Source organism: Chitinophaga eiseniae, from assembly GCF_012641265.1.
GTDB classification, from domain to species: Bacteria; Bacteroidota; Bacteroidia; order Chitinophagales; family Chitinophagaceae; genus Chitinophaga; species Chitinophaga eiseniae_A.
In genome coordinates this window covers 914973-937984 of the sequence record NZ_JABAHZ010000001.1, presented here as the reverse complement: position 1 = coordinate 937984, position 23012 = coordinate 914973, and the positions used below count along the sequence as shown (strand labels likewise).

Genomic DNA, 23012 nt, shown 5'->3' with positions numbered 1-23012 from the left:
TGGCGCGGCTCTGCTAAATCATTGTTATGGAAATTACCAAATTACCCTTTAGCCCGGATATCTCGGAGGATACCTTGTTTCCGATGAGGATCCGTTTTCCCCAACATACGGGCATCGATGAGCTCATACACTTTTATCACCGTAACCGCGAGTTTATTGCCACTAAGCTGCAATGTAATGGGGCCATCCTTTTCAGTGGGGTGGATATCAACACCCGTGAAGACTTTCAAACCGTTATGTCGGCTATGGGCGAGCGCTTCCTCGACTATGCAGATGGAAACTCTCCCCGCACCAAACTGTCTGATTTCGTATATACGTCCACGGAGTATGATGCGGGCAAAAGCATTACCATGCACAATGAACTGTCTTATTCCGCCCGCTGGCCATCCAGGATCTGCTTTTGCTGCATTACGCCCGCAGCTACCGGTGGTGAAACACCTATTGCCGACGGCAGGGAAGTGTTGAAACAGATGAATGCGTCGCTGGTATCAGCTATCCGGGACAAGGGATTACTATATATCCGCAATCTTCACGGTGGCGCTGGTTTTGGCCCGTCCTGGCAGGATACGTTTGAAATGAACGACCGGGAACAGGTAATGGCATATTGCCGGGAAAGGAACATGACCTATGAATGGAAAGAAGATGGCGGTATTAAGCTGATGCAGTTTAGCAAAGGGATCATCCCGCATCCGGTTACCCGCGAAATGGTCTGGTTTAACCAGATCGACCAGTTTCACCCTTCCCACATGGGCCGTGATGTATACGATGTTTTAATGCAGATGTACGAACGGGAAGAGGAATTACCCACCTATATCACCTTTGGCGATGGCAGTCCCGTATCAGCTACCACGGTAGCCCATATACTTGATGTCATGGATCGTGTATCCATCGTAAGACCCTGGGATAAAGGCGACCTTATTCTCCTGGATAATGTACTGGTAAGCCATGGCAGGAAACCCTTTACCGGCAAACGTGAAGTGCTGGTATCTATGATGCAGTAATCTATGTATTCATCTCCTTAACAAGATAATTATTATGAAAAATCTTTTCTTACTCAGTTTCCTGCTCCTGCTGCAAACCTCCGCAAGGGCACAGATCATCACCCTCAAAGGGCAATCCATTTCCCCGGTTGAAGTGGATGACTTCATCCAGGAAAAAATGAAACACTATAAGATCCCCGGCCTGTCAATTGCCATTATCAATAACGGACAAGTAGTCTATAACCGTGCCTTTGGCGTTGGCAATACCACCCAGGGAAAGACGATTGATACCAATGCGATCTTTGAAGCCGCCTCTCTTTCCAAACCTATATTCGCCTTCGCGTTTGCCAAATTGGTAGACCAGGGAAAAATTGCATTGGATACCCCCCTTTATAAATACCTGGAATACGATGATATTAAATACGACGATCGTTATAAACTCATTACCGCCCGCATGGTATTGTCGCATACTTCGGGGTTTCCCAACTGGCGGGAGAATAATAAAGACGGTAAACTCAATATCAAGTTCACACCAGGAGAACGGTTCTCTTACTCCGGCGAAGGTTACGAATACCTGAGCCATGTGGTAAAAAAGATAACAGGAGAGGATTCGGAAGATTATATACGCCAAACAGTGTTTGTGCCACTGGGCATGACACATAGCTATTATAAGTGGAACAGTGTGATGGACTCCATGGCGGTAACCGGGCATGACCGCTCTGAAGTACCGCATAAAAAATGGAAACCCAAGGAAACCTCGGTAGCATCAGGATTGCATACCACCGCAGTTGACTATATCCATTTCCTGCAGGCCGTGATACAACATAATGGAGTATCAGAAAAAACACTCGACGAAATGGAAAAGCCACAGGTGAAAGTAACAGACCGCGCCATTCATGCAGACACCTGGGGGCTCGGATTTGGCATTAAAGATACGCCGGAAGGTACGGTCATCAACCACTTTGGGGCAGATCCCTATTTCGAATGTTATATGGAGATACTGAAAGGCGGCAAAACCGGGATGGTATATTTCACCAACTGCAAGGGAGGACTAAAGATCATGAAACAGCTCCGGAAAAAACTGATTGTAGGAAAGGCTGCCTGACTATTATCCACGCCATTAAACCCCTTTTGTATGAAAATGACAAAATCAATGGAAACAGCATTCCGGGAAGATGGATACCTGATGCTGGAATCACTTTTTTCTGAAGAAGAAGTATCCTTTATACTCCATCAGCTACCCATGCTGATGGCCAGCGAAACACCCCACGTGGTAAAGGAAAAGAACGGCCAGGTACGCTCCGTATACGGGCTGCATGAAATCAATGTGGTGTTTGAAGAACTGTTCCGCGTGGAGCGCCTGATCAATATTGCCCGATCCCTGCTTAGCAGCGATGTATATATCCATCAAACAAAGATCAATATCAAACAGGCATTTGATGGGGAATGGTGGGAGTGGCACCAGGATTTTCCTTACTGGCACCTGTATGATGGCATGCCTGTACCCCGGGTACTTTCTGTCATGATCTTCCTGGATGAAGTCACAGATTTCAACGGCCCCCTTTACGTGATACCGGGTACACATGAATTAGGGATGGTAGATTTTGAGAAGAAAACAACAGTAGGCATCGATGGCGCTCCGGCCTATACCTCGTCGCTGAGCGCCAACCTGGAATACACCATTGAACGGAAAGTATTAAGCCAATGGTTCCGGCAACGCGGTATTTTCGCCGCTACCGGCAAACCCGGTACAGCACTGGTGTTTCACGGTAATATATTTCATGCATCCAACTGCAACCTGTCACCGCTCGATAGGCGGGTACTGATTATTACCTACAACAGTATTGAAAATACATTGACGACCGTGGAAAAGGAACGTCCTACTTTCCTGAGCAATCGCGACTTTACCCCCTTGTCGCCGGTACCCGACAACTTCCTCCGCATAGGCAATACCTTATAAATAAATCTCCATGATGGTAAATAAAATTGCTGTAATAGGAGCAGGTACGATGGGCAGCCAGGTGGCGCTCACATTGGCTATGCATGGCTATACCGTTGTACTGAAAGATATCAGCACTGTTGTATTGGAAGCTGCTACCCGGCGAATAAAGTCAGATGCAAGAATGCTGAAAATGCTGAGTAAATCAGCACTTACTCCCATAGATGATCATTATGCCGACCGGATTACCTGCACCCTGGAAGAGCGCTTATTAGAAGAGGTAGACCTGGTGATCGAAAATATCCCGGAACATTGGGAACTGAAAAAACAACTCTATCAGCGCCTGGCTGCTATCTGCCCGGCGCATACACGATACGCGGTGAATACCAGCTGTATTGCCATTACCGGCATTGCCGCGCTGCTACCTGATCCGGGCAGGGTAGCGGGCTGGCATTTTATGAACCCGGTATACAGCAAGGAACTGGTAGAAGTAGTGCGCGGATTACATACGACAGACGAAAATATACAATGGACGCTGTCCTTCCTGCAATCCATACATAAAAGGGCCGTAGTAGTGGAAGATGCCCCCGGCTTTGTTGCCAACCGGTTATCACACTTGCTGATGAACGAAGCAGCTTTCCTGGTACAGGAGAAAGTGGCAAGCCCGAAAGATGTGGATCTCATCTTCAGAAAAGGATACGGCCATGCGATGGGGCCCCTGGAAACGGCCGACCTGATTGGCCTCGATACGGTAGTCAACTCGCTGAATATCCTGTATGATAGCTTCCAGGACCCTAAATTCCGCTGCTGTCCGCTGCTTCATAAAATGGTACAGGGAGGACTGCTGGGGCGTAAAAGTGGAAAAGGCTTTTTTGTCTATGATTAATACAACCTGTTATGAAAGGAAAAACGATCAAATGCCTGGTATGGGATCTTGATAATACGCTCTGGAACGGCACACTGCTCGAATCGGAAGAAGTAACCCTGAAAGACAGGGTAGTGGAGGTGATCCGCGAGCTGGATGAAAAAGGCATCGTACATTCTATTGCCAGTAAGAACAGCTATGAGGATGCCATGACCCGGTTAAAACATTTTGGTATTGACCAGTATTTCCTGTACCCGGAAATACACTGGAATGCCAAATCCGCTTCTATCAACAATATCCGCAAGCAACTTAATATCGGCATCGATGCCATTGCTTTTATAGATGATCAGCCCTTTGAGCGCGAAGAGGTGAACAGCGTGTTCCCGGAGGTATATTGCCTCGACGCGGCCGAATATGGGCAGCTGGCGCACTACGACTGCTTTAACCCACCGCAGGTCACGGAAGATGCCCGCCGGCGGCGGAAAATGTACCAGGAAGAAATACAGCGGAAAGAGGAAGAAGAAAATTTCCAGGGCCCGTCGGATTCATTCCTCGCCGGGCTGAATATGGAACTGTATATCACGTCCGCCACGGTGCATGACCTGGCCCGTGCAGAAGAATTAACGCTGCGTACAAACCAGCTCAACGCCACCGGGAAAACGTACAGCTACGCGGAATTGGAACAGATACTGACTTCTCCCGATCACCTGCTGTGGGTATGCGAATTCAAAGACAAGTTCGGCTCCTACGGCAAAATAGGCCTGGTGCTGCTGCATATCTCCGCGCACAACTGGCACCTGGAAATGATGCTGTATTCCTGCCGGGTAATGTCCAGGGGAATCGGCACGGTAATGCTGAATTATATATTGGAACAGGCCCGTTCCCGTGGTAAAACTATGACCGCCGGATTCCGCGATACAGGGCGCAACCGGATGATGTATATGGCCTTTAAAATGGGCGGATTTACAGAAACCGGGCAACAGCGGGGCGACTGCTCCCTGCTGTCGCATTCCCTCGAAAATATCCGGCAAAACCCAACCTACATTAAAATTCTTACTCAATACTAAACGCTTGCACCATGGAAGTAAAAGATAAAATCAGGGCCTTTATCGTAAAGAATATGTCAGTATGGGAAGATGATATTGTACTCGCAGATACAGATAATATCTTCGAAAAGGGCTTTGTCAACTCCCTGTTTGCCATGCAGCTGCTCAACTTTGCCGAGCAGGAATTTAATATCACCATTGAGAACAGCGAAATAGATATCGCCAACTTCAGCTCTGTTAGTAACATGGAGCAACTGGTCACCCGTAAACTACTACTGCTCCATGCCAGGTAACGCTACCCTTACGCTCGAAGCAGCGGTAGCCCGCTTTGCAGCAGAAGAGATCCGGCCTTTTGCTACCCACTTCGAAGAAATACCCGGCATTCCCCGGCGCCTCATTACACGCATGGGGGAGATCGGACTGCTGGGAGCCGTGTTGCCGCCGGCATACGGCGGCCTGGGCCTGGACTGCCTGGCCTATGGAAAGCTGACAGCGCTGATAGGAAAAGCCTGTTGTGCTACCAGGTCGGTGCTCACCGTACATACTTCGCTGGTAGGCGAAACCATTTTACGTTTTGGCACAGAAGAACAGAAGGCCCATTGGCTGCCCCTGATCGCCTCCGGCGAGAAAATAGGCGCCTTTGCACTCACGGAACCAGAGCATGGCAGCGATGCCGCAGGTATTCAAACCAGCTACCGCAAATCAGGCAGCGATTACCTGATCCGGGGACAGAAGAAATGGATATCATTGGGCGGCATCGCCGATTTCTTTATCGTACTGGCTACCAACAACGGCCGTATCACCGCCTTCATTACAGAACGGGATCACACGGTAACCACCACGCCTATGACCGGACTGTTGGGCAACAGGGCCGGCCACGTGGCGGAAATAACGTTTACGGATACACGGGTTACACCTGCCCATATTTTGGGCAAAGAAGGAAATGGGTTTACACATATCGTCAACGCAGCCATGGATTATGGCCGCTATAGCATTGCCTGGGCAGGACAAGCCATCGCACAGGAAGCATTGGATAATATGGTCAGCTATGCCAGAACCCGGTCCCAGTTTGGCCAGAAACTTGGTCAGCTGGGCGCTATCCAGCAGTTGATTGCTACGGCTACCGTAAAGGTACATGCCGGCAGCAACCTTTGCCGGAAAGCAGGCGAGGCACGTCAGCAACGGGATCCGGATGCTACGATGGAAACTATTATCGCTAAATATTACACCTCCAAAACTGCCATGGAAATCGCTACCGACGCCGTGCAGTTATTTGGCGGCAATGGCTGCTACAATGTGTATCCTGTAGAAAGACTCTTCAGGGAAGCCAAAATCCTCGAAATCATTGAAGGCACCTCACAGGTAATGGAAGGAATTATTGCCGGATTTGCATTGAAAAAATACTACATACCATCCACATGAATAAAGCATCATTGATTTTGACAGGCATCACCATTTTCCTGACCACGGCAGCCGTGGCCTACCTGGGGTTTATTGTGACAGGAGTGATCCGGCAACAACGCAGCTTCAAAAACTTTCGCTGGCCCGGTACCTTCCTGGCAGGGCTGCTTTTCCTATTGCCCTTGCTGGCGGGCATTTACCTGCTACCACAGGTGATGACGCCCACGGCATCTAAGGAAGCGACTGTTCCACTTGAATTATGGGCAGCCGGCTCATTGATATTCAGTTACCTGGTATTTTTTACTGGACACTTTTTCCCTCATCGCAATAAATACTATAACCCCGGCGCCAAACTGGTTTTTATCAGCCTGCTGCCCAGCATGGCCAATGCCGGCATTATCTTCATTATTACTACGTACCTCAATAGCAATGGAGATAAACTTTATTATCTCGTATTTTATTTTGTCCTGTGTGTGTACCTGTACGTTACTACCAACAAAATCATTAAGGAGCAGGTGCTGGATATCTCCAAAACCGTTATCCTCGATCTCAATAAACTCATCATCAGCAAAGTATTCAATACCTCTTTCCGCGATTTTGAAAAAATACGAAAGGGTAGCCTGTTCGCCGTATTGAACGAAGATATTGAACGGATCACTGTTTTTTGCAACAATGCAGTAAACCTGTATACCGCGGGGATCACCGTCATACTGGTGCTCATCTACCTTCTTACCATCAATCCCTGGGCGGTATTACTGCTCTTTGTGGTGTTGGCGGTTATTCTTTCCATCCACTACAGCATGGGCATTAAAACAGCGAAGCATTTTCACCGGGCATCTGAACTCAGGGAGGTGTATATGGACCAGCTACTCGGCCTCTCCAACGGATTTCGCGAGCTGATCATGCACCAGGTCAAAAGGCGGGATTACCGGCAGGAACTGGATACCAGCTGTACTAACTATAATGAGGTGATCCACCAGGCATATAAAAAATATATCAACCGCACCATGGTGTCAGATATGGCTTTTATTCTCAGTATCGGTATCTCTTGCTTCCTGCTGCCCGCTATCTTCCACCTCGATATGAAGGTGGTAACAGCTTACATCATGGGGGCCCTTTTCTTATGGGGGCCACTGAATATGATTGTAAAGTCAGTACCGGAAGTAGTAGGCATCAAGGTTGCCTGGAAAAGAATACAACAATTCATGGGCGCCAATAGCATCAACAGCGAAGAGGCTATACGGCAGCTGATAGAACAGGATAGCTTTGTCATCGAAAAATACAGCAACCGGGAGGTGGATAGCATTACTGCGGAAGAAGTGTTGTTTGAATACAGTAGCGAACAGGCGCCGGACGAAAAATACTTTGTAGGGCCACTTAATTTTGAAGCCCGGAAAGGAGAAATTACGTTCGTGGTAGGCGGCAATGGTAGCGGAAAGACAACGCTGGCCAAGCTGCTGGCCGGCTTATATGTACCAGGCAGGGGGAAAGTGAAAATCAATGGTAAGCTGGTACCGGGCCGGGAGCTGGGAGAATATTTTTCCGTAATATTCAGTGACTTTTATTTATTCAGGAAAGTATATACCGAAACAGGTGTCAGCAAAAAAAATACGGAAGCACTGATTAGTCTCTTCCGGCTCAATGGAAAAGTAACGGTAGATAATAATACTTTCAGCACCCTCAATTTATCCCGTGGTCAAACCAAGCGCCTGGCGCTCCTGCAATGTTGGCTGGAAAACCGGCCCATCTTCCTGTTTGATGAATGTGCCGCCGACCAGGACCCTGAATTCAAGGAGTTCTTTTACCTCGAACTGCTGCCAAGAATGAAGCAGCAACAGAAAATCGTGATCGTGATTACACATGATGACCGTTATTTTAATGTGGCAGACAGTATCTTCAAAATGGAGATGGGACAGCTGGTATGCCTGAATGATAAAGTAATGTAACACATGCTATCTGTTAGCTATCTGTATTTCGACCGCCAGGCCCCAATGCCGGCGCACCTTTTCGACAATGGAATGTCGTTGTTGCCTGTTTACGAGCAGGAAAAAATAGAACAGTTCCATCGCTGGCAGGATGCCCAGGCAGGCATGCTGGGGAAGATCCTGTTGCGCCGGGAGCTGATGAAAATACACCCTACGGCAACGGATATACTGGAGCAGTTAACGTATAGCCGTTTCCGGAAGCCTTTCTTAGAAAATGTTCCGGTCGATTTTAACATCTCTCATTCCGGCAACGTAGTCGTATGCGCCGTGAGCACCCATGGGCGTATAGGCGTAGACGTAGAAGTGATACAACCGGTGGAGCTATCGTACCTGGCGCCCCAGATGCAGGAAACGGAATGGCAGGCAATACAGGCTGCTCCCGATATATACCGGTCTTTTTTTTATCACTGGACCCGTAAAGAGGCCCTCCTGAAGGCCAACGGTAAAGGATTGCATTTACCGATGAATGCGATTGCCGTCCATACCAACAGTGTTATCATAGAAGAGGAAAAATGGTACCTGTCGGAATTGAACCTGGGCAACGAGGTTGTTTGCCACCTGGCCACCGCTTGCCCGGTCCTTGAAAATGAAATACAGGTACAGGAGATATTTTTCGATGTATTAACCGCTTAAGCTACATTATTCGTGAAAAATCTTATTGACATGCTGATGGCTGCCGCCGCAACAGACCGGCAGCTTACCCTGATAACCGGCAAAGGAGAAGAGGAACAGCTTTCCTACCGCCAATTGTACCAGGATGCCCGCTGCCTCTTATCGCGTTTGCAACAGGCCGGCCTGCAACCTGGTAATGAGTTGATTTTGCAGTTTCAGTCAGATATTTACTTTATAAAGATCTTCTGGGCTTGTGTAATAGGTGGCATCATCCCGGTGCCCGTTACCTTTGGTGTCGGGGAAACGGTGGTCATGAAGATTGCCAACATCTGGAGATCACTCTCACATCCTTACCTGGCCACCGACTTTCCGGATTACGCCTCCCGCATGGAGCAAGTGGTGGCCAGTCACCCGGTAAAAGAGCGGATATTGGTGTTGAAGCCAACGGACATTTCAGGACCAACAGCCGCGCCGGTGTCTGTGCTGCCGGAACAAATTGCGTTCTTACAGTTCTCTTCCGGTTCTACCGGTGTTCCAAAGGGCGTCATGAATACCCATGAAGGTATCCTGCAAAACCTGGTGGATATGGCCCGTTGCTTCGGGCTCAGGAAGGAAGACCGCTTTATGGGATGGATGCCGCTGACCCACGACATGGGAATGCTCTTTTTCCATATGCTGCCGCTTTACCTGCATGCGTCGCACTACCTGATTCCGCCGATACTCTTCCTGACCTATCCTGCGCTCTGGGTGGAGAGTATGGCCAGGCACCGGGTAACTGTTAGTGGTTCCCCTAACTTCGGCTATAAGTATGTATCGGAAACGGAGCTGCCAGCGGTGCTGTCCCCGGATGCACTGCAAAGTGTGCGGATATTGCTGAATAGCGCAGAACCCATTTCGATAGAAGTTTGTCAGCGCTTTCAGGCAGCGCTCGCGCCGGCAGGATTGCCTCCTCATGTAATACGGCCGGCCTATGGACTGGCAGAAGCCACCCTGGGGGTAGCTGCGCAGGCTTCACAAGGGCCTATACAAATGCACCGGCTGCTGAGAGATCATCTTAATATAGGCGACAACGTAGTATATGCAACCGACGATGACACACAGTCTGTATCATTCGTAGATCTGGGCGCCTGCGCTACTGCAACGGCGGTATGCATCATGAACACGGAAGGCGCTGTACTTCCCGATAACACCATCGGATTGATAAAAATAAAAGGCGTGGCAGTAACCGGCGGATATTATAACCTGCCGGAAAGTCGCCGGCAGATAACGCAGGATGACGGCTGGCTCAATACCGGTGACCTGGGCTTTATGCAGGACGGGAGACTGACTATCACCGGACGCCATAAGGAAATGATTATTATACAAGGGCAGAATTTCTATCCCAACGACCTTGATATGGTGGCGGCGGAACTGGAGTGGACGAAAGACCGCGCAGCAGTGGCCTGTGGCATTCACAACAATGTATTACATACAGATGAAGTTTTTTTCTTCGTGGCCTACGAAGGGAAAATGCAGCCTTTTATCGCACTGATGAACTCACTGAGACGCCATGTCAGTACCAGGACAGGGGTGAAGGTGAGCCGGGTGATACCGGTAAAACAAATTCCGAAAACGACCAGCGGTAAGGTACAGCGGTTCAAGCTCCGGGAAGACTACCTGGCCGGCCTGCACCAGGAAGCGCTGACCAAACTGGCCGAAGCCCTCAGTGATCTGGAACCCGCCGGTGAAGGAGTGCCGGTTACAGCAATAGAACAAACACTTGCCAAAGTATGCGCAAAAGCGTTGCAGCTGGAAGGAACGCTGAATATAAAAGATAATTTCTTTGACCTGGGCTGTACATCGCTCACAATAAAAACAATCAGGGGCATGTTGGAAATGGATTGCAATATCGTGCTGGATGAAACAGTATTTTATCGTTATCCCAATGTGAAAGCGTTGGGCCGCTATATCCGCGAGGGCCAGGCAGGGGCAGCAGACGACAAAAAAATGGACAGGAAAGCGATCCTGGAAGAAGCCAGGCAAAGAATGAAAATAAAACGGCAATAGGAATGATCAGATAATACTGTTTTTTAGGGCGTACTTAATCAGGCCGATCGTATTTTTGGCGCCTGTCATCTCTTTCAGTTGTTGCTTTATCTTTTCTACCGCGCTGATACTGACAAATATCTCCGCCGCGATTTCCTGGGTGCTTTTTTCCTGCCACAGTAAATGAAGCACTTTTTCCTGGTTGGGAGTAAGGGGAGGGGTTTTACCCGTTTCCGGGCCATGATGGGCTATTTGGGCCGCACGCCAGTAAAGGGCATCCGCAACGAGTTTGTTGTGGTACAATCCACGAACAGCTACCTGGCTGATCGCCTCGAGCAATTCGGTGCTGTCGGTATTTTTGGTGAAGAAACCACATACGCCCAGGTCGAGCAGGGAATTGATAACTTCCGGGGTAAAATGTTGCGACATCGTCAATACACGAATAAAAGGATATTGCTGGTGTATAGTGCGTAAACAGGCTTTCTTTTCTTTATCGGGTTTCGACCAGTGAAACAGAATTACATTCATTTGTTTGCCCTTATATAGCTGCTCCATCAGCTCGTGCTCGGTTTCCACTTCTATCAGTTCCCGTATGTGATGATGCTTCGAAAATAAGCTGGCAAGAGCGTTCCGGATAATTTTGTGTTCATCTACAATGCATAAAAGGATGTCACCTGGAGCTGTTTGCATGGCGTTATCATTTACGTCAATGGATTGGATTGGGCGTTCAGCTATCATATTAATTAACAAATGCCCGCCGGGTGGTTAATCCGGCAGATGTAAAAAGGGTATCACACTATTATTGAAAACATCATAACATCTGACTACTATCGTTTAATGCTGTAAGGGCAGTGAATTTCGCCTATCATATTGGCCTGGCATAGACAGGGATCACGTGATGCTTGAATCTCCTGGATGACAGTTGTTAACGCACATAACTGAATTATAGGGTAGTATCTCTCCGATTTAGAATTATAGACAGCAAACAAGTCACGGATAGTCTTTTATGGGATAACCATAACGATGATTTTTTAAGGGAAAAAATAATTTCTGGTTCGCATACGGTAGCATTAAGCTATTGTATAATGCAATATAAGGATAGTTGAATAAAAAATCAAACACATATTCGATGCCGTTAGCGGAGAAATTTTACCTCCCACCGAAAATAAAATATCCTTCTATATAAAAACATCTGAAGTATGACTGGGAAAAAATTATACCTCAAGCCCAATGTGGTTATAGAACCATTGGTAGATAGATGGTATGCCTGGAGCCACCTGTTATCTCCGGCCACGGCGGCAATGAATATCGCCGGCCGGCATCTGACAATTATGGAATCTTACCTGAAAGCGCCGGTCATTCATGCGGAAGCAGTACGCAATCCCAAAATGAAAGGAGGCCCTTTCATGGATGTAACAGTCAACCGCCTGGAAGAAGTCAGGCGTTTGTATGAACATACCTGCGCGGAACAGGACCATATGATCCGCTTTGCCGCCGCCGTAAAAGAACTGGATACCCTCCTGGCTACAACCGCCATAGGCGCCGGACTGGAGCCATTATATCAGCAAGTGCCCGACCTGCTCAAAGGATATGTGGAACTTTTTTACGATCGTAATAATAATGCCGACTTCCGTTTTTTTGAATCATTACTGTATACCAGCGAATACTATAACCGCAAAGGGCAGAGCATCGCGCTGTGGATTACCGACAACGATCACCGCCCGTTTTGCCTCAGCACTCCCCGGCTGGAGGAGGATCATGTGCTGCAATTGCCGCTTTCATTCGATCATCCCGGGATCGATGCATTGGCAAGGATGAAGCGGGAGCCCCGCGATCCCGCTGAGATCAAAGCCTTGCTGAGCATAACAGCACAACAGGAAACCCTGTTCAATACCTTCTTTACAACGGAAGCCCCGCCGCCTTACCAGCGTTATACCGGCGACAAAATCCGGATGCGCTACTTCGGTCATGCCTGTATATTGGTGGAAACGAAAGATGTTAGCATCCTGGTAGACCCGCTCATCAGCTACTATGGCTATCATTCGGATGTGGAACATTTTTCTGATGTAGATCTGCCCGATGTTATCGACTATGTGCTGATTACCCATAATCACCAGGATCATATTTTATTTGAAACGCTCTTACCGTTGCGGCATAAAATAAAACACCTGATTGTGCCCCGTACTAATAGCGGTAGCCTCGAAGATCCAGACCTGCGGCTCATGTTCCAGCATGCCGGCTTCCGGCAGGTAATGGCAATCGACGAAATGGAAACAATTCCCTTCGCCGATGCAACGATTACCGGCCTGCCATTCACAGGTGAGCATAGCGACCTGAATATTCTCACCAAGTCCTGCTACCTGGTTAAAATAGGCGCTTTCAAACTCTTGTTCCTGGCCGATTCCAGGATTATTGAGTCGGCCCTCTACCAGCATATTCAACGCGCTATCGGCGATGTAGATGTCATGTTTCTTGGGATGGAATGCGATGGCGCGCCGCTTACCTGGCTCTATGGCCCGCTGATGACGAAGAAAATAAGCCGGGAATTTGATCATAGCCGCCGCCTGGCAGGATCCGATTGCGAAAAAGGAATGGCATTGGTCAATATCTTTCACCCCCGGGAAGTGTACGTATATGCCATGGGAATGGAGCCGTGGCTGGAGTTTATCAGTAGTATCAAGTATACCGCTGCCTCCAATCCCATTATACAGTCGGATCAACTCATTGCATGGAGCCGGGAAAAAGGCATTATCTCCGAACGCCTGTATGGCGAAAAAGAAATGCTCTACCAGAGAAAAGAAACATACGTTACTGTAGCATAAACAACCAACCATGATGCGCTGTCCCCTTACCGGGGCAGCGTATCCGTATAGCCGTTGACGATAGTGTCATAAAAAAAGATGACATTTTTTTTGATAAATAAAAAACAAGTTCTACATTTGCAATCCCAAAACGGGAATGGCTTCATAGCTCAACTGAATAGAGCATTTGACTACGAATCAAAAGGTTTCTGGTTTGAATCCAGATGAGGTCACAAAAAATGAAAATGCTGCAACAGCCGGTTGCAGCATTTTCTATCAAAATAAAATATCTGAAGAAAAGCTGTCAGGTATAAATTATTGAAAAATAATTTGTTAGAAATAAAATAATGGCGTATCTTCGCTATCCCAACAGGGAACGGCTCCGTAGCTCAACTGAATAGAGCATTTGACTACGAATCAAAAGGTTTCTGGTTTGAATCCAGACGGAGTCACCAACAAAAGGACGAACACGAGTTAAATCGGTTCGTCCTTTTTTTATGCGCCCTCATCTCAATGTTATAATCACTATTAATTGATTATAAAACATTAATAAATATTTTAATAGTCATATGTGTTTAATTTATAATTAAATCGCCTCCGCATACAAAAAAACATTATGAGCCTGTTTTTGTTAGATGAATATGCTAACAACAAACCTTGCCCGCATGATACGGATCAAAAAAGACGGAGTTATTTTAAGGCAAACTGCCCTGGATTTTGAAAACGAAGGCGTATTAAATCCTGCTACGATCAAAGATGGAGGCCAAATCCTGTTTTATTACCGGGCAGTCCGGCGAGGTAACCATTCTTCCATTGGCTTTTGCGCCCTGAGCGATCCTCTCACCGTGGCCGAACGGCTCACATCGCCCATTCTTTTTCCTGAGCATAGTTTTGAAGCCAAAGGCATGGAAGATCCGCGGGTGGTAAAAATTGATGGCCTGTATTATCTTACCTATACTGCTTACGATGGTGTTAATGCCTGCGGTGCATTGGCTACCTCTAAAGATGGCCGGCGGTTTAAAAAGGAGGGGCTGATCGTAGCAGAAATGGAACTGAAAACGTTTATCCAACTGGCTTCCACGCATGCCCCGCTCGATGAAAAATATAATTTATTCAACAGCAACAGCGCCCGTTTGTGGGATAAGGATGTTATCTTTTTCCCGAGGAGAATAAAAGGTAAACTGCATTTCCTGCATCGCATTAAACCCGATATACAGGTGGTAGCCGTCAATGAGATTTCCGAATTAACCCCGGATTTCTGGAAAAATTACTTCCTGCATTTCCATGAACACTTACTGTTAACGCCTAAATATGCCCATGAAAGCAGCTATGTAGGAGGAGGATGTCCCCCGGTAGAAACGCCGGAAGGATGGCTGCTGATTTACCACGGGGTACGGCAAACCGCAAAAGGCTTTATCTACGTGGGATGCGCCGCCCTCCTGGACCTGGATAATCCGCAGATAGTGCGGGCGCGCCTGCCACATCCTATACTGGTACCCGAGCGGGTATGGGAAACCAGGGGAGATGTGGATAATGTTTGTTTTCCTACAGGTACCGTACTGGTCAACGATACCCTTTATATTTATTATGGCGCCGGAGACGATGTGATTGCCGTTGGAGCGGTAAGTCTGCAGGAAATACTGCAGGCACTGCTGGCTCATAAAACGGTGTAGCAAACCACGATCGTTTCTATGACACGCTTTGTCTCGTCGGGATCGCGTACTTTGATACAATCAACGCCCGTTTCTTTTGCCGGGTAATCATTGCCGCCGGGGAAAATGGCATCGCCTGCAAACAACATTTCTGCTAACCCGATAATCAGGATATCTCTTAGTTTATGAATGCCGTAAGCTTTATCTATGCCCGGTTTGGTGATGTCTACCGAGGTAGTGCCTCCCAGGTTGATGGAAAATTCGGGGATCATTTTTTCCAGTAATGTTTTCATCTGTTGTCTTTTGGAGAAATCAGGATCCCACTTTTTCTTTTCTTCTAAAGGCGCTTCCTGCCCCAGGGCAGAGAAGGTAATCTGGCTGCCCCTGTCTTCTATCGTATCACCCCAATGTTGCGCCGGTTGGTAGCCAAGAGTAGCCACTACGGCCTGTAACGCCTGGATAATCTTTGCCTTTTCTTCGGTGCTGAGGTCCTCTGAATAGCGTTTATTCCATCCCCGGTTATATTCATAAAATTGGGTACCGCAGGTAGGTAAGATGGATAACCTTTGCAGCCGTTCATCGTCTGGTAAGTGTTCCAGCACCTGTTGCTGGAACTGTGGCCAGGCGCCGCCAGATATAATGGCTACCCTGGCCACCTGTAACAGGGAATAAAGCAACGTACTCATTTCAGGATCAATAGCCGCTTTGCTTTCGGCCAATGTACCATCGAGGTCAAATACAATCAGTTTTTTCATGAAGGGTGATTATTTTTTCAAAAGTGCCAACGCGCGTTCGCAGATGTTGTCGGCAGTGAAGCCAAACTCGCGCAATAGCACCGGGCCGGGTGCGGAAGCCCCGAAACGGTTCATCGCCACCTGGATGCCTGCTGTCCCGGTATATCGTTCCCATCCCTGTGAAATGCCGGCTTCTATAGATACCCGGGCGGTAACTGCGGGAGGGAGCACCTGGTCGCGGTACGCGGGCGTTTGCGCTTCAAATAATTCCCAGCTGGGCATAGATACTACACGTACGCTAATATGGGAAGCCTGGAGCTTTTCCTGTGCAGCCAATGCCAATCCCACTTCCGCACCGGTAGCTATTAAAATCAGCTCCGGTTTGCCATCAGGAGCATCAGCCAGTACATAAGCGCCAAAACGAAGCCCGTTGGCAGCTGCATATTTACTACGATCTATGGTAGGTACGGCCTGCCGCGACAGGATGAGTGCTACCGGCCGTTGAGGCAGTTGTATGGCCATTTGCCAGGCATTCAGCGTTTCGTTGGCATCAGCTGGCCTGATTACCACCAGGTCGGGAATGGCGCGCAGTGCGGCCAGCAATTCTACCGGCTGATGGGTGGGACCATCTTCTCCCATGGCAATGCTATCGTGCGTAAATACATATACCACTTTCAGCTCCGACAAAGCAGCCAGGCGGATGGAAGGCCGCATATAGTCGGAGAAAGTAAGGAAGGTGGCGCAGTAGGGGAGAATGCCTCCATGCGCCGCCATACCGTTGGAAATAGCCCCCATGGCGTGCTCCCGCACGCCGTATTGTATGTTCCTGCCGGCATAGCTCCATTCACCACCGGCAGCGCCCTGTAAATCACCTTCCTTCATCAGGGGACTTTCAAAATTGCCGGCATCTTTTAATTCGGTATTGGTAGAGGTATTCAGATCGGCCGAACCACCAATAAATCCGGGCAGGTGATGAAAAAATGCCTGCATCACTTTCCCCGAAGCAGCCCTGGTAGCCAATCCCTTCGGGTCGGCTGCAAACGGCTGGATATCCTTATCCCAGCCTTTCGGCAGTACATCGTGTATCAGCTCCCGTAATTCATGCGCCAGCTCCGGGTATTGCTGCGCGTAAATAGCCATCTGTTCTTCCCATTTAGCCCCCCATCGCTTACCATCGTCAACGGCTACACGAAAATGGTTGAGAGCTTCAGGAGGCACCAGGAAATCGGGTGATACCGGCCATCCCAGGTTTTCCTTCGTGAGTTTTACTTCGTCTTCGCCAAGGGGACTACCATGTGCAGCGCAGGTATCCTGTTTATTGGGAGAGCCATAGCCGATATGAGTGCGCACCAGGATAATGGATGGCCGTTCTGTTTCGGCCTGTGCGGCCCGGATGGCCTGGTCAATCGCTTCCAGGTCGTTGCCGTCTGCCACCTGCTGTACGTGCCAGCCATAGGAAGCAAAACGTTGGGCATGATCTTCTGTAAAAGTTACCGGCGTAGCGGAAGCCAGGGTAATACGGTTATCGTCGTATAGGTAAATCAGTTTGCCTAGTCTCAGGTGGCCTGCCAGTGACGCTGCTTCGGACGCAACGCCTTCCATCAGGTCTCCATCGCTCACCAGGGCGTAAGTGTAGTGGTCCACTACCGCATTACCCGGTTTATTGTACCGCGCGCCCAGGTAAGCTTCTGCCATGGCAATACCTACCCCGTTGGCAAAGCCCTGCCCCAATGGACCGGTAGTTACTTCCACACCAGGCGTGAGTCCCCGCTCGGGGTGCCCGGGCGTTTTACTGCCCCATTGCCTGAACTGCTTCAGCTCCTCCATCGGCAAATCATAACCGGTAAGGTGGAGCAGGCTATACAACAATGCCGAACCATGTCCGGCCGATAATACAAACCGGTCGCGGTTAAACCACAACGGGTTGGTAGGACTATGCCGCAAAAACCGGGTCCACAGCACATATGCCATGGGAGCAGCGCCCAGGGGCAACCCCGGATGGCCGCTGTCGGCCTTCTGTACGGCATCTACAGACAAGAAGCGGATGGTATTAATACAAAGTGTATCGAGGGCTGTAGCGCTTAGAATGAGAGAAGTGTCAGTAGTACCCATAGAGCATTTTTTTAGAGATGAAGAAATCTCACATAGGTCAACAAATTTCGTACTCATAAAGTTGGCGACACCAGCTATTCAAACAGGGTTAATTCATCGCGGGTAAGGGCGTGAAAAAGATTTTGCAGCTGGTGTACATGCACCAGCGGGCGTCCATAGGGCACCAGTCCTCCCGGCGCATCGGCCATGGGTTGGAAGATGCTGTTTTCATACCGGACATGCATACTATCCAGCCGGTTGTACTTTAGTGAATATACATTTACATCTTCTCCATATTCCGGGTCTCCTTTGATAAAACCAAAGCGGGTAAGCAGGTAAAGATCCAGTATAACGGGATTCACCTTTTCAATTGGTAGTTTACTGCGGGGCAGCTGGGAGTTATATACAAAACCATCCAGGATACCTTCTGCGATAAAGGCTTCTTCCTCCATATTGTAGTCGAACCAGGCCACATAATTACCTATCCGGATATCAGACGCCAGTATCATATAAACAAAATGATGAATAAAGTAACGAGCGCCGGTAATGCCTGGGAAAAGAAAATCTTTTTGTCGGCAGTAAAAGCCCCGTAAATGCCCGCTACACTAACACAGCTCAAAAAGAAAATGGCTATCCTGGCCCACCATATCGGGTCGGCAATGAAAAAAGTCCATGCCAGCCCGGCTGCAAGGAACCCGTTGTACAACCCCTGGTTGGCCGCCAGCGATTTGGTAGCAGGGAAAAGCTCTTTGGGAAAGCGTTTGAATATTTTAGGCCCGCGGGTCGTCCATGCAAACATTTCAAACCACAGGATAAACAGATGTTCCAGCATCACAAAGGCAATGAGGATTTTGGCCAGGATCAGCATAAGAAGTTGATTATTGAGTTCCGCTAAATATAACTAAATTATTTTTTCAAGCAGCCAGGCAATCGCCAGGGCAATGAGGGTACCCACGGCATAACATACACAATCGCTCCATAGGAAGCCATGTCCCAGCAGAATACCTGCCGGGGTATTCCGGAACCGTACTGCCCAATCAGCCTGGTATAGCTGCTGCAACTCGATGGCAAAACAAACCAGGTAGTTGCTGATACCGATTTTCCAAAGTGGCGTAACAGGATACAGGAAACGAATGCCAAAGAAAATACACGTGGCAGATAGCACATCTCCACCATAAATTCTCATCAAATCAGGGAAATATTGAGGCGCCCAGCGGGTGGCCAGGCCTAAGGGGACATTTGCTACGATTAACAGGAAATAGAGCCAGCGTCTTTTTGCTTCCATATAGTAAAAAGCAATAAATATAAGAAAGATCTCCTTATATCCACAGTCGCTGAAAAGAAGAGGACTGGGGTAGTATCCTCTCCATAAAAAAGCAATAACCCATTGCCTGGGTTATTGCTGGTTATTACTTTCAACGCTGTTTTTCTTTTTACCTCGGTTAGTACCGCCTTTACGGCCGATAGTGGCCATGTGTTCACGGTTTTTACTCACTGCTTCACCACCTTTTTTACCAGCGGCACGAGCTTCGTCAGAAGTAAATTTATGGGCAACACCTTGTTGATGCGCTGCTCTTCCACCTTCTCTTGATATGGCACGCTGCTGCTCAGGGTCCATAGAAGCGAATCCACGTTTACTGTGTTTGGTTTTCTGTTCGGGATTCGACTCCTGTAAATGAGTGACTGGCGTGGCATGTTGAAATCTGATGTCTTCCATAATCCTGAAGTTTTTTATAGTGATAGTAGTTAAATATTCCCCAAAAGTCGATCAAGATATGTGCCACCACTCGTATTGCTATGCCAGCCCGGTTATCGGGCAATATTGCCCCGGCAATATGGGGCAATACATTCCACAATCCATAGAATTTTTAACACAGTTTAAGCCCATTTCTACGCTTTTTCCCATGGAAAACACTCATTTTCCATGGCTTATAATTTGTTTTTACCATTACGTTATTTCTTTTCTTAACCCATCTAAATTTTTTTGACATGGCAAACTATTCAAAAAAAGCCCAGAGTAAAGTAGAGAAAAGTATGCACGAAATGCACGAGGGTAAGCTAAAAAGTGGAAGGAGCGGTAAAAAGGTTACGAATCCTAAGCAAGCTATCGCCATAGGCTTATCTGAGGCCAGGGAAGAAGGCGCCAAGGTTCCTGGTAAGCCAACCGGCAGGAAAACTACCGCTAAGAAAGCCACTGTAAAAAAAGCAGCACCGGCAAAACGCGTTATGAAGAAAACGACGGCTAAGAAAACCACTGCCAGGAAAACAACGGCAAAGAGCAGTATTACTAAAAAGACCACAGCTAAGAAAGCACCTGCTAAAAAAGCTACTGCAAAAGCAGGAGCAAGGAAAACTGCCACCAAACATACCACCGCCAAAAAGGCAACTGCCAGGAAAGCAGCGCCCAAAAAAAAGTCAGCAGCACGTAAAAAAATGGCAGCCATGGCCTGACCATGATTACTTGTAGTCCTTTCAATATACGTGCAAAGGCCGGTGAGTAGATCGCACTGGCCTTTATTTATGGTATGTACCTTGCGGCATTTTTTATATGGAAAAGCACAGCATCACTGTGATCATCAAAGGTAAGCCCTATGGATTGGTGATAACCATCGATAGAGGCGCCTTGGAAACCGCCTTCCAGGTTGTACCCGATGTAAGTGAACATGTATTGGAAGAATTTGAACCTCATACGAATACCTTTACCGCCGATCACACAGACACACTTGAAGGAAGCATCCGCACCGTGGAATCAGAACAGATTGCCCGCATTATCTGGGAAGATATCCTCGATAAAATGAAATAAACAGGATTGCCTCACAAACCAATTAGCCGTTGTACCTTCGCAAAATTAAAGCGACTGTGTATAACTATGATGGTAACCGATAAAACCTATAAGAATACCAACCGCCGGGAGCGGGTTATCTTCCTGGCTAAACTGGTGGTATATCTCTGTATTGTTTATTTTAATATTGAACATCCTGCTGTTTATAACAAGTTTGTATGGCTCTTTAAACTCACCAACGCCCTGTCTTTCTTCCTGGGCGCCAACCTCGTCATTTCCCTGGCCTGGCTGTTGATCCTCTCCTGGTATACCCGGCGTAATCGCAGTAAACCATTGGAAAAAGACAACTTCGTATTGGGTATCAACAGGATTACCTCCGTACTGAATACCATTTTCCTGGCACTGGCCATTATGCTCTTTTTTGGCGTCGATTTGTTGGGGCTAGTTACCAGTATTACCATCGTGGCAGCGGCCATTGCGCTGTTAACGAAAGATTATATTACCAATATGATCAATGGACTGATCATCATGTTTTCTGATCAGTTATCATTGGGAGATCATGTACGCATTGGTGACTATAAAGGAAAAATACTGGATATTACCCTCATTAACGTGGTGTTGCAAAATGAAGACGATGATATCGTAATCATTCCCAACTCCGTTGTGTTTACTACTATCGTGGTGAACCAGTCCAAACAGAATATCAAAAAGCTGACATTGGAGTTTGAACTGGACCACAAACATCCTTTTACCATCCGGGGACTGGAGGAACGCCTCAGACGCGCGGTGGACCGCTATTCCAGCAATTTTACGCCGGACAGCTTCGCCCTGAAAACCATCGAAATCAAAAAGGATTTTGTTCAGTTTAAAGTGCAGCTGCTCATGCCGCTGGCCAACAAGGAAATAGAGCGCCAGATCCGCCGGGCGCTCAATACAGAAATCATGGCGATTGCTGAAGGGATCGACTAAATGGCTGCCGGCATGGAGGTCAGCGTGGCAATGAATGCATCTACCTGCTGCCGGTTTACATTGGGCATACACACCAGGTGCGACCAGCCATTTTCAGACGCCAGCTGCCACCGTTGACGTACCGCTGCCGGCGGGTCAGGAAATACCACCGTGATGGCATCCCGGTTGCGCCAGGCCGCAATCCCGTTTTCGTTTAGCCGTTCTACCGCGTAGGCTGCCACTGCCAAACTATGCCGGGCCCTTTCTTCTAAACCAGCCACCCCCAGGCATTTGATCGCATACCATAAAAACAGGGGACTATGCCCGTTTCTTGACCCGGTGATGGTGGTATCCATACTGCCGATATAAGCCACTGAACGTGCAATCCGGTCGCGATTCGATTTTTTGGCTACCACCACGCCACAGGGAATAGGAGCGCCAATAAATTTATGCCCGCTGATGGCGATGCTGTCGGCCCCATCTGCAAAATCAAAGGCCGGCCGCGGCGCCAGGAAAGCGCTGTAACTGCCCGACAACGCGCCATCTGCATGTATATAATGATGCCGGATGGCCAGCTTTCTCAGGATATCTTTAATACGTTTTACATCGTCCCGCGCTTCCGTCATCGTGGTGCCGATATTGGCCAGCATGATCACCGGTAAATGCCGGTTCATGCTGATAGTATGCTCCAGGTCATCATAATCAATTTCCCCGTTAGGCAAAGTGCGTATAATAATCCCAGGCATGTTTAACAGGTGCAGATTTTTTTGTACACTGTAATGCGTGGCTTCCGAATAATATACCATCCCTTTAGGATATAGCTCCCTCGCGAGGTATAAACCATATAAATTACCTTCAGAACCGCCATTGGTCACATATCCCCACCAATCATTTTCCGGTGCGCGGAATAAGTCCGCAAAGAACGACACCACTTCTTTTTCCATCTCCCTGGATCCCACACCGTAGGTAGAAGGTACAAACGGATCGCCCAGGTTATTCAAAGGGTATTGCAGAAAAGGTAATAGTGGACTGTAATCAAAATCTTTAGATACGGGATACCCGAGGAAATCTTTGGTGCAGGATGCTACCCGCGCCAGTAGTTGCTGTAGCGCTGCTGCATCAGGGGCAGCCAGCCGGTTTTTTTTCATAAT

At 48.1% G+C, this 23012-nt stretch carries 23 protein-coding genes and 2 tRNA genes; 17 read left to right on the top strand and 8 right to left on the bottom strand.

Annotated features, from left to right (window positions below; all coding sequences use genetic code 11):
* Window positions 1-26 precede the first annotated feature (26 nt).
* The 10 genes from HGH91_RS03845 to HGH91_RS03800 are packed head-to-tail and all read left to right on the top strand — an operon-like array spanning window position 27 to window position 10874.
* Complete coding sequence (locus HGH91_RS03845) at window positions 27-1001, top strand: TauD/TfdA family dioxygenase (RefSeq protein WP_168737121.1); 975 nt, start codon at window positions 27-29, stop codon at window positions 999-1001.
* Between the two features lie 34 nt (window positions 1002-1035).
* Complete coding sequence (locus HGH91_RS03840; protein ID WP_168737120.1) at window positions 1036-2085, top strand: serine hydrolase domain-containing protein; 1050 nt, start codon at window positions 1036-1038, stop codon at window positions 2083-2085.
* A 30-nt stretch (window positions 2086-2115) separates the two neighbouring features.
* Window positions 2116-2940, top strand: coding sequence for a phytanoyl-CoA dioxygenase family protein (locus HGH91_RS03835; RefSeq protein WP_168737119.1), 825 nt, complete (start codon window positions 2116-2118; stop codon window positions 2938-2940).
* A 10-nt stretch (window positions 2941-2950) separates the two neighbouring features.
* Window positions 2951-3805 (top strand): 3-hydroxyacyl-CoA dehydrogenase family protein, encoded by an 855-nt coding sequence (locus HGH91_RS03830; RefSeq protein WP_168737118.1) that lies wholly within the window; start codon window positions 2951-2953, stop codon window positions 3803-3805.
* Between the two features lie 11 nt (window positions 3806-3816).
* Complete coding sequence (locus HGH91_RS03825; protein ID WP_168737117.1) at window positions 3817-4851, top strand: HAD-IIIC family phosphatase; 1035 nt, start codon at window positions 3817-3819, stop codon at window positions 4849-4851.
* A gap of 11 nt (window positions 4852-4862) precedes the next feature.
* Complete coding sequence (locus HGH91_RS03820) at window positions 4863-5123, top strand: acyl carrier protein (protein WP_168737116.1); 261 nt, start codon at window positions 4863-4865, stop codon at window positions 5121-5123.
* Window positions 5113-6252, top strand: a complete 1140-nt coding sequence (locus tag HGH91_RS03815; protein ID WP_168737115.1) for an acyl-CoA dehydrogenase family protein — start codon at window positions 5113-5115, stop codon at window positions 6250-6252. The genes HGH91_RS03820 and HGH91_RS03815 overlap by 11 nt, the downstream gene beginning before the upstream one ends.
* On the top strand, window positions 6249-8177 hold the full coding sequence (locus HGH91_RS03810; RefSeq protein WP_168737114.1) for a cyclic peptide export ABC transporter: 1929 nt from the start codon (window positions 6249-6251) through the stop codon (window positions 8175-8177). Before HGH91_RS03815 ends, HGH91_RS03810 begins: the two co-directional genes overlap by 4 nt.
* A 3-nt stretch (window positions 8178-8180) precedes the next feature.
* Window positions 8181-8849 (top strand): 4'-phosphopantetheinyl transferase family protein, encoded by a 669-nt coding sequence (locus HGH91_RS03805; protein ID WP_168737113.1) that lies wholly within the window; start codon window positions 8181-8183, stop codon window positions 8847-8849.
* 12 nt (window positions 8850-8861) lie between these two features.
* Window positions 8862-10874, top strand: a complete 2013-nt coding sequence (locus HGH91_RS03800) for a non-ribosomal peptide synthetase (RefSeq protein WP_168737112.1) — start codon at window positions 8862-8864, stop codon at window positions 10872-10874.
* A 6-nt stretch (window positions 10875-10880) separates the two neighbouring features.
* On the opposite strand, the gene HGH91_RS03795 is transcribed toward HGH91_RS03800, so the two are convergent.
* A complete protein-coding gene (locus HGH91_RS03795; RefSeq protein WP_168737111.1) occupies window positions 10881-11543 on the bottom strand; it encodes a DNA-binding response regulator in 663 nt (220 codons plus the stop codon).
* A gap of 509 nt (window positions 11544-12052) precedes the next feature.
* Between HGH91_RS03795 and HGH91_RS03790 the strand changes: the two genes are divergently transcribed.
* The 4 genes from HGH91_RS03790 (at window position 12053) to HGH91_RS03775 (ending at window position 15327) form a co-directional block, all read left to right on the top strand.
* The gene (locus HGH91_RS03790) at window positions 12053-13675 is read left to right on the top strand and encodes an MBL fold metallo-hydrolase (RefSeq protein ID WP_168737110.1); all 1623 of its coding nucleotides are present in this window, start codon (window positions 12053-12055) and stop codon (window positions 13673-13675) included.
* Between the two features lie 138 nt (window positions 13676-13813).
* Window positions 13814-13887 (top strand) — tRNA-Arg (locus HGH91_RS03785).
* A 145-nt stretch (window positions 13888-14032) separates the two neighbouring features.
* Window positions 14033-14109: transfer RNA gene (locus HGH91_RS03780), tRNA-Arg, on the top strand.
* Window positions 14110-14319: 210 nt separating this feature from the next.
* Window positions 14320-15327, top strand: coding sequence for a pesticidal protein Cry7Aa (locus HGH91_RS03775; protein WP_168737109.1), 1008 nt, complete (start codon window positions 14320-14322; stop codon window positions 15325-15327).
* On the opposite strand, the gene HGH91_RS03770 is transcribed toward HGH91_RS03775, so the two are convergent.
* From HGH91_RS03770 to HGH91_RS03745, 6 genes are all read right to left on the bottom strand, one after another.
* Window positions 15312-16061 (bottom strand): HAD-IIB family hydrolase, encoded by a 750-nt coding sequence (locus HGH91_RS03770; protein WP_168737108.1) that lies wholly within the window; start codon window positions 16059-16061, stop codon window positions 15312-15314. The two genes, HGH91_RS03775 and HGH91_RS03770, sit on opposite strands and share 16 nt — an antisense overlap.
* A gap of 9 nt (window positions 16062-16070) precedes the next feature.
* Window positions 16071-18152: a transketolase gene (tkt, locus tag HGH91_RS03765; protein WP_168737107.1), complete on the bottom strand. Its 2082-nt coding sequence runs from the start codon at window positions 18150-18152 to the stop codon at window positions 16071-16073.
* A gap of 74 nt (window positions 18153-18226) precedes the next feature.
* Window positions 18227-18640 carry a hypothetical protein gene (locus HGH91_RS03760; RefSeq protein ID WP_168737106.1) on the bottom strand — a complete coding sequence of 138 codons (414 nt, stop codon included), beginning with the start codon at window positions 18638-18640 and terminating at the stop codon, window positions 18227-18229.
* Complete coding sequence (locus HGH91_RS03755; protein ID WP_168737105.1) at window positions 18637-18999, bottom strand: DUF1304 domain-containing protein; 363 nt, start codon at window positions 18997-18999, stop codon at window positions 18637-18639. The genes HGH91_RS03760 and HGH91_RS03755 overlap by 4 nt, the downstream gene beginning before the upstream one ends.
* Window positions 19000-19032: 33 nt before the next feature.
* Window positions 19033-19416 carry a DUF2809 domain-containing protein gene (locus HGH91_RS03750; RefSeq protein WP_168737104.1) on the bottom strand — a complete coding sequence of 128 codons (384 nt, stop codon included), beginning with the start codon at window positions 19414-19416 and terminating at the stop codon, window positions 19033-19035.
* A gap of 111 nt (window positions 19417-19527) precedes the next feature.
* Window positions 19528-19848 carry a KGG domain-containing protein gene (locus tag HGH91_RS03745; protein ID WP_168737103.1) on the bottom strand — a complete coding sequence of 107 codons (321 nt, stop codon included), beginning with the start codon at window positions 19846-19848 and terminating at the stop codon, window positions 19528-19530.
* A 272-nt stretch (window positions 19849-20120) separates the two neighbouring features.
* Here HGH91_RS03745 and HGH91_RS03740 point away from each other — a divergent pair, with 272 nt between their 5' ends.
* From HGH91_RS03740 to HGH91_RS03730, 3 genes are all read left to right on the top strand, one after another.
* Window positions 20121-20582, top strand: coding sequence for a DUF6496 domain-containing protein (locus HGH91_RS03740; RefSeq protein WP_168737102.1), 462 nt, complete (start codon window positions 20121-20123; stop codon window positions 20580-20582).
* 97 nt (window positions 20583-20679) lie between these two features.
* Window positions 20680-20934, top strand: coding sequence for a hypothetical protein (locus tag HGH91_RS03735; RefSeq protein ID WP_145666230.1), 255 nt, complete (start codon window positions 20680-20682; stop codon window positions 20932-20934).
* 66 nt (window positions 20935-21000) lie between these two features.
* Window positions 21001-21882: a mechanosensitive ion channel family protein gene (locus HGH91_RS03730; protein ID WP_168737101.1), complete on the top strand. Its 882-nt coding sequence runs from the start codon at window positions 21001-21003 to the stop codon at window positions 21880-21882.
* On the opposite strand, the gene HGH91_RS03725 is transcribed toward HGH91_RS03730, so the two are convergent.
* A complete protein-coding gene (locus HGH91_RS03725) occupies window positions 21879-23009 on the bottom strand; it encodes a histidine decarboxylase (protein WP_168737100.1) in 1131 nt (376 codons plus the stop codon). The two genes, HGH91_RS03730 and HGH91_RS03725, sit on opposite strands and share 4 nt — an antisense overlap.
* Window positions 23010-23012: the final 3 nt, after the last annotated feature.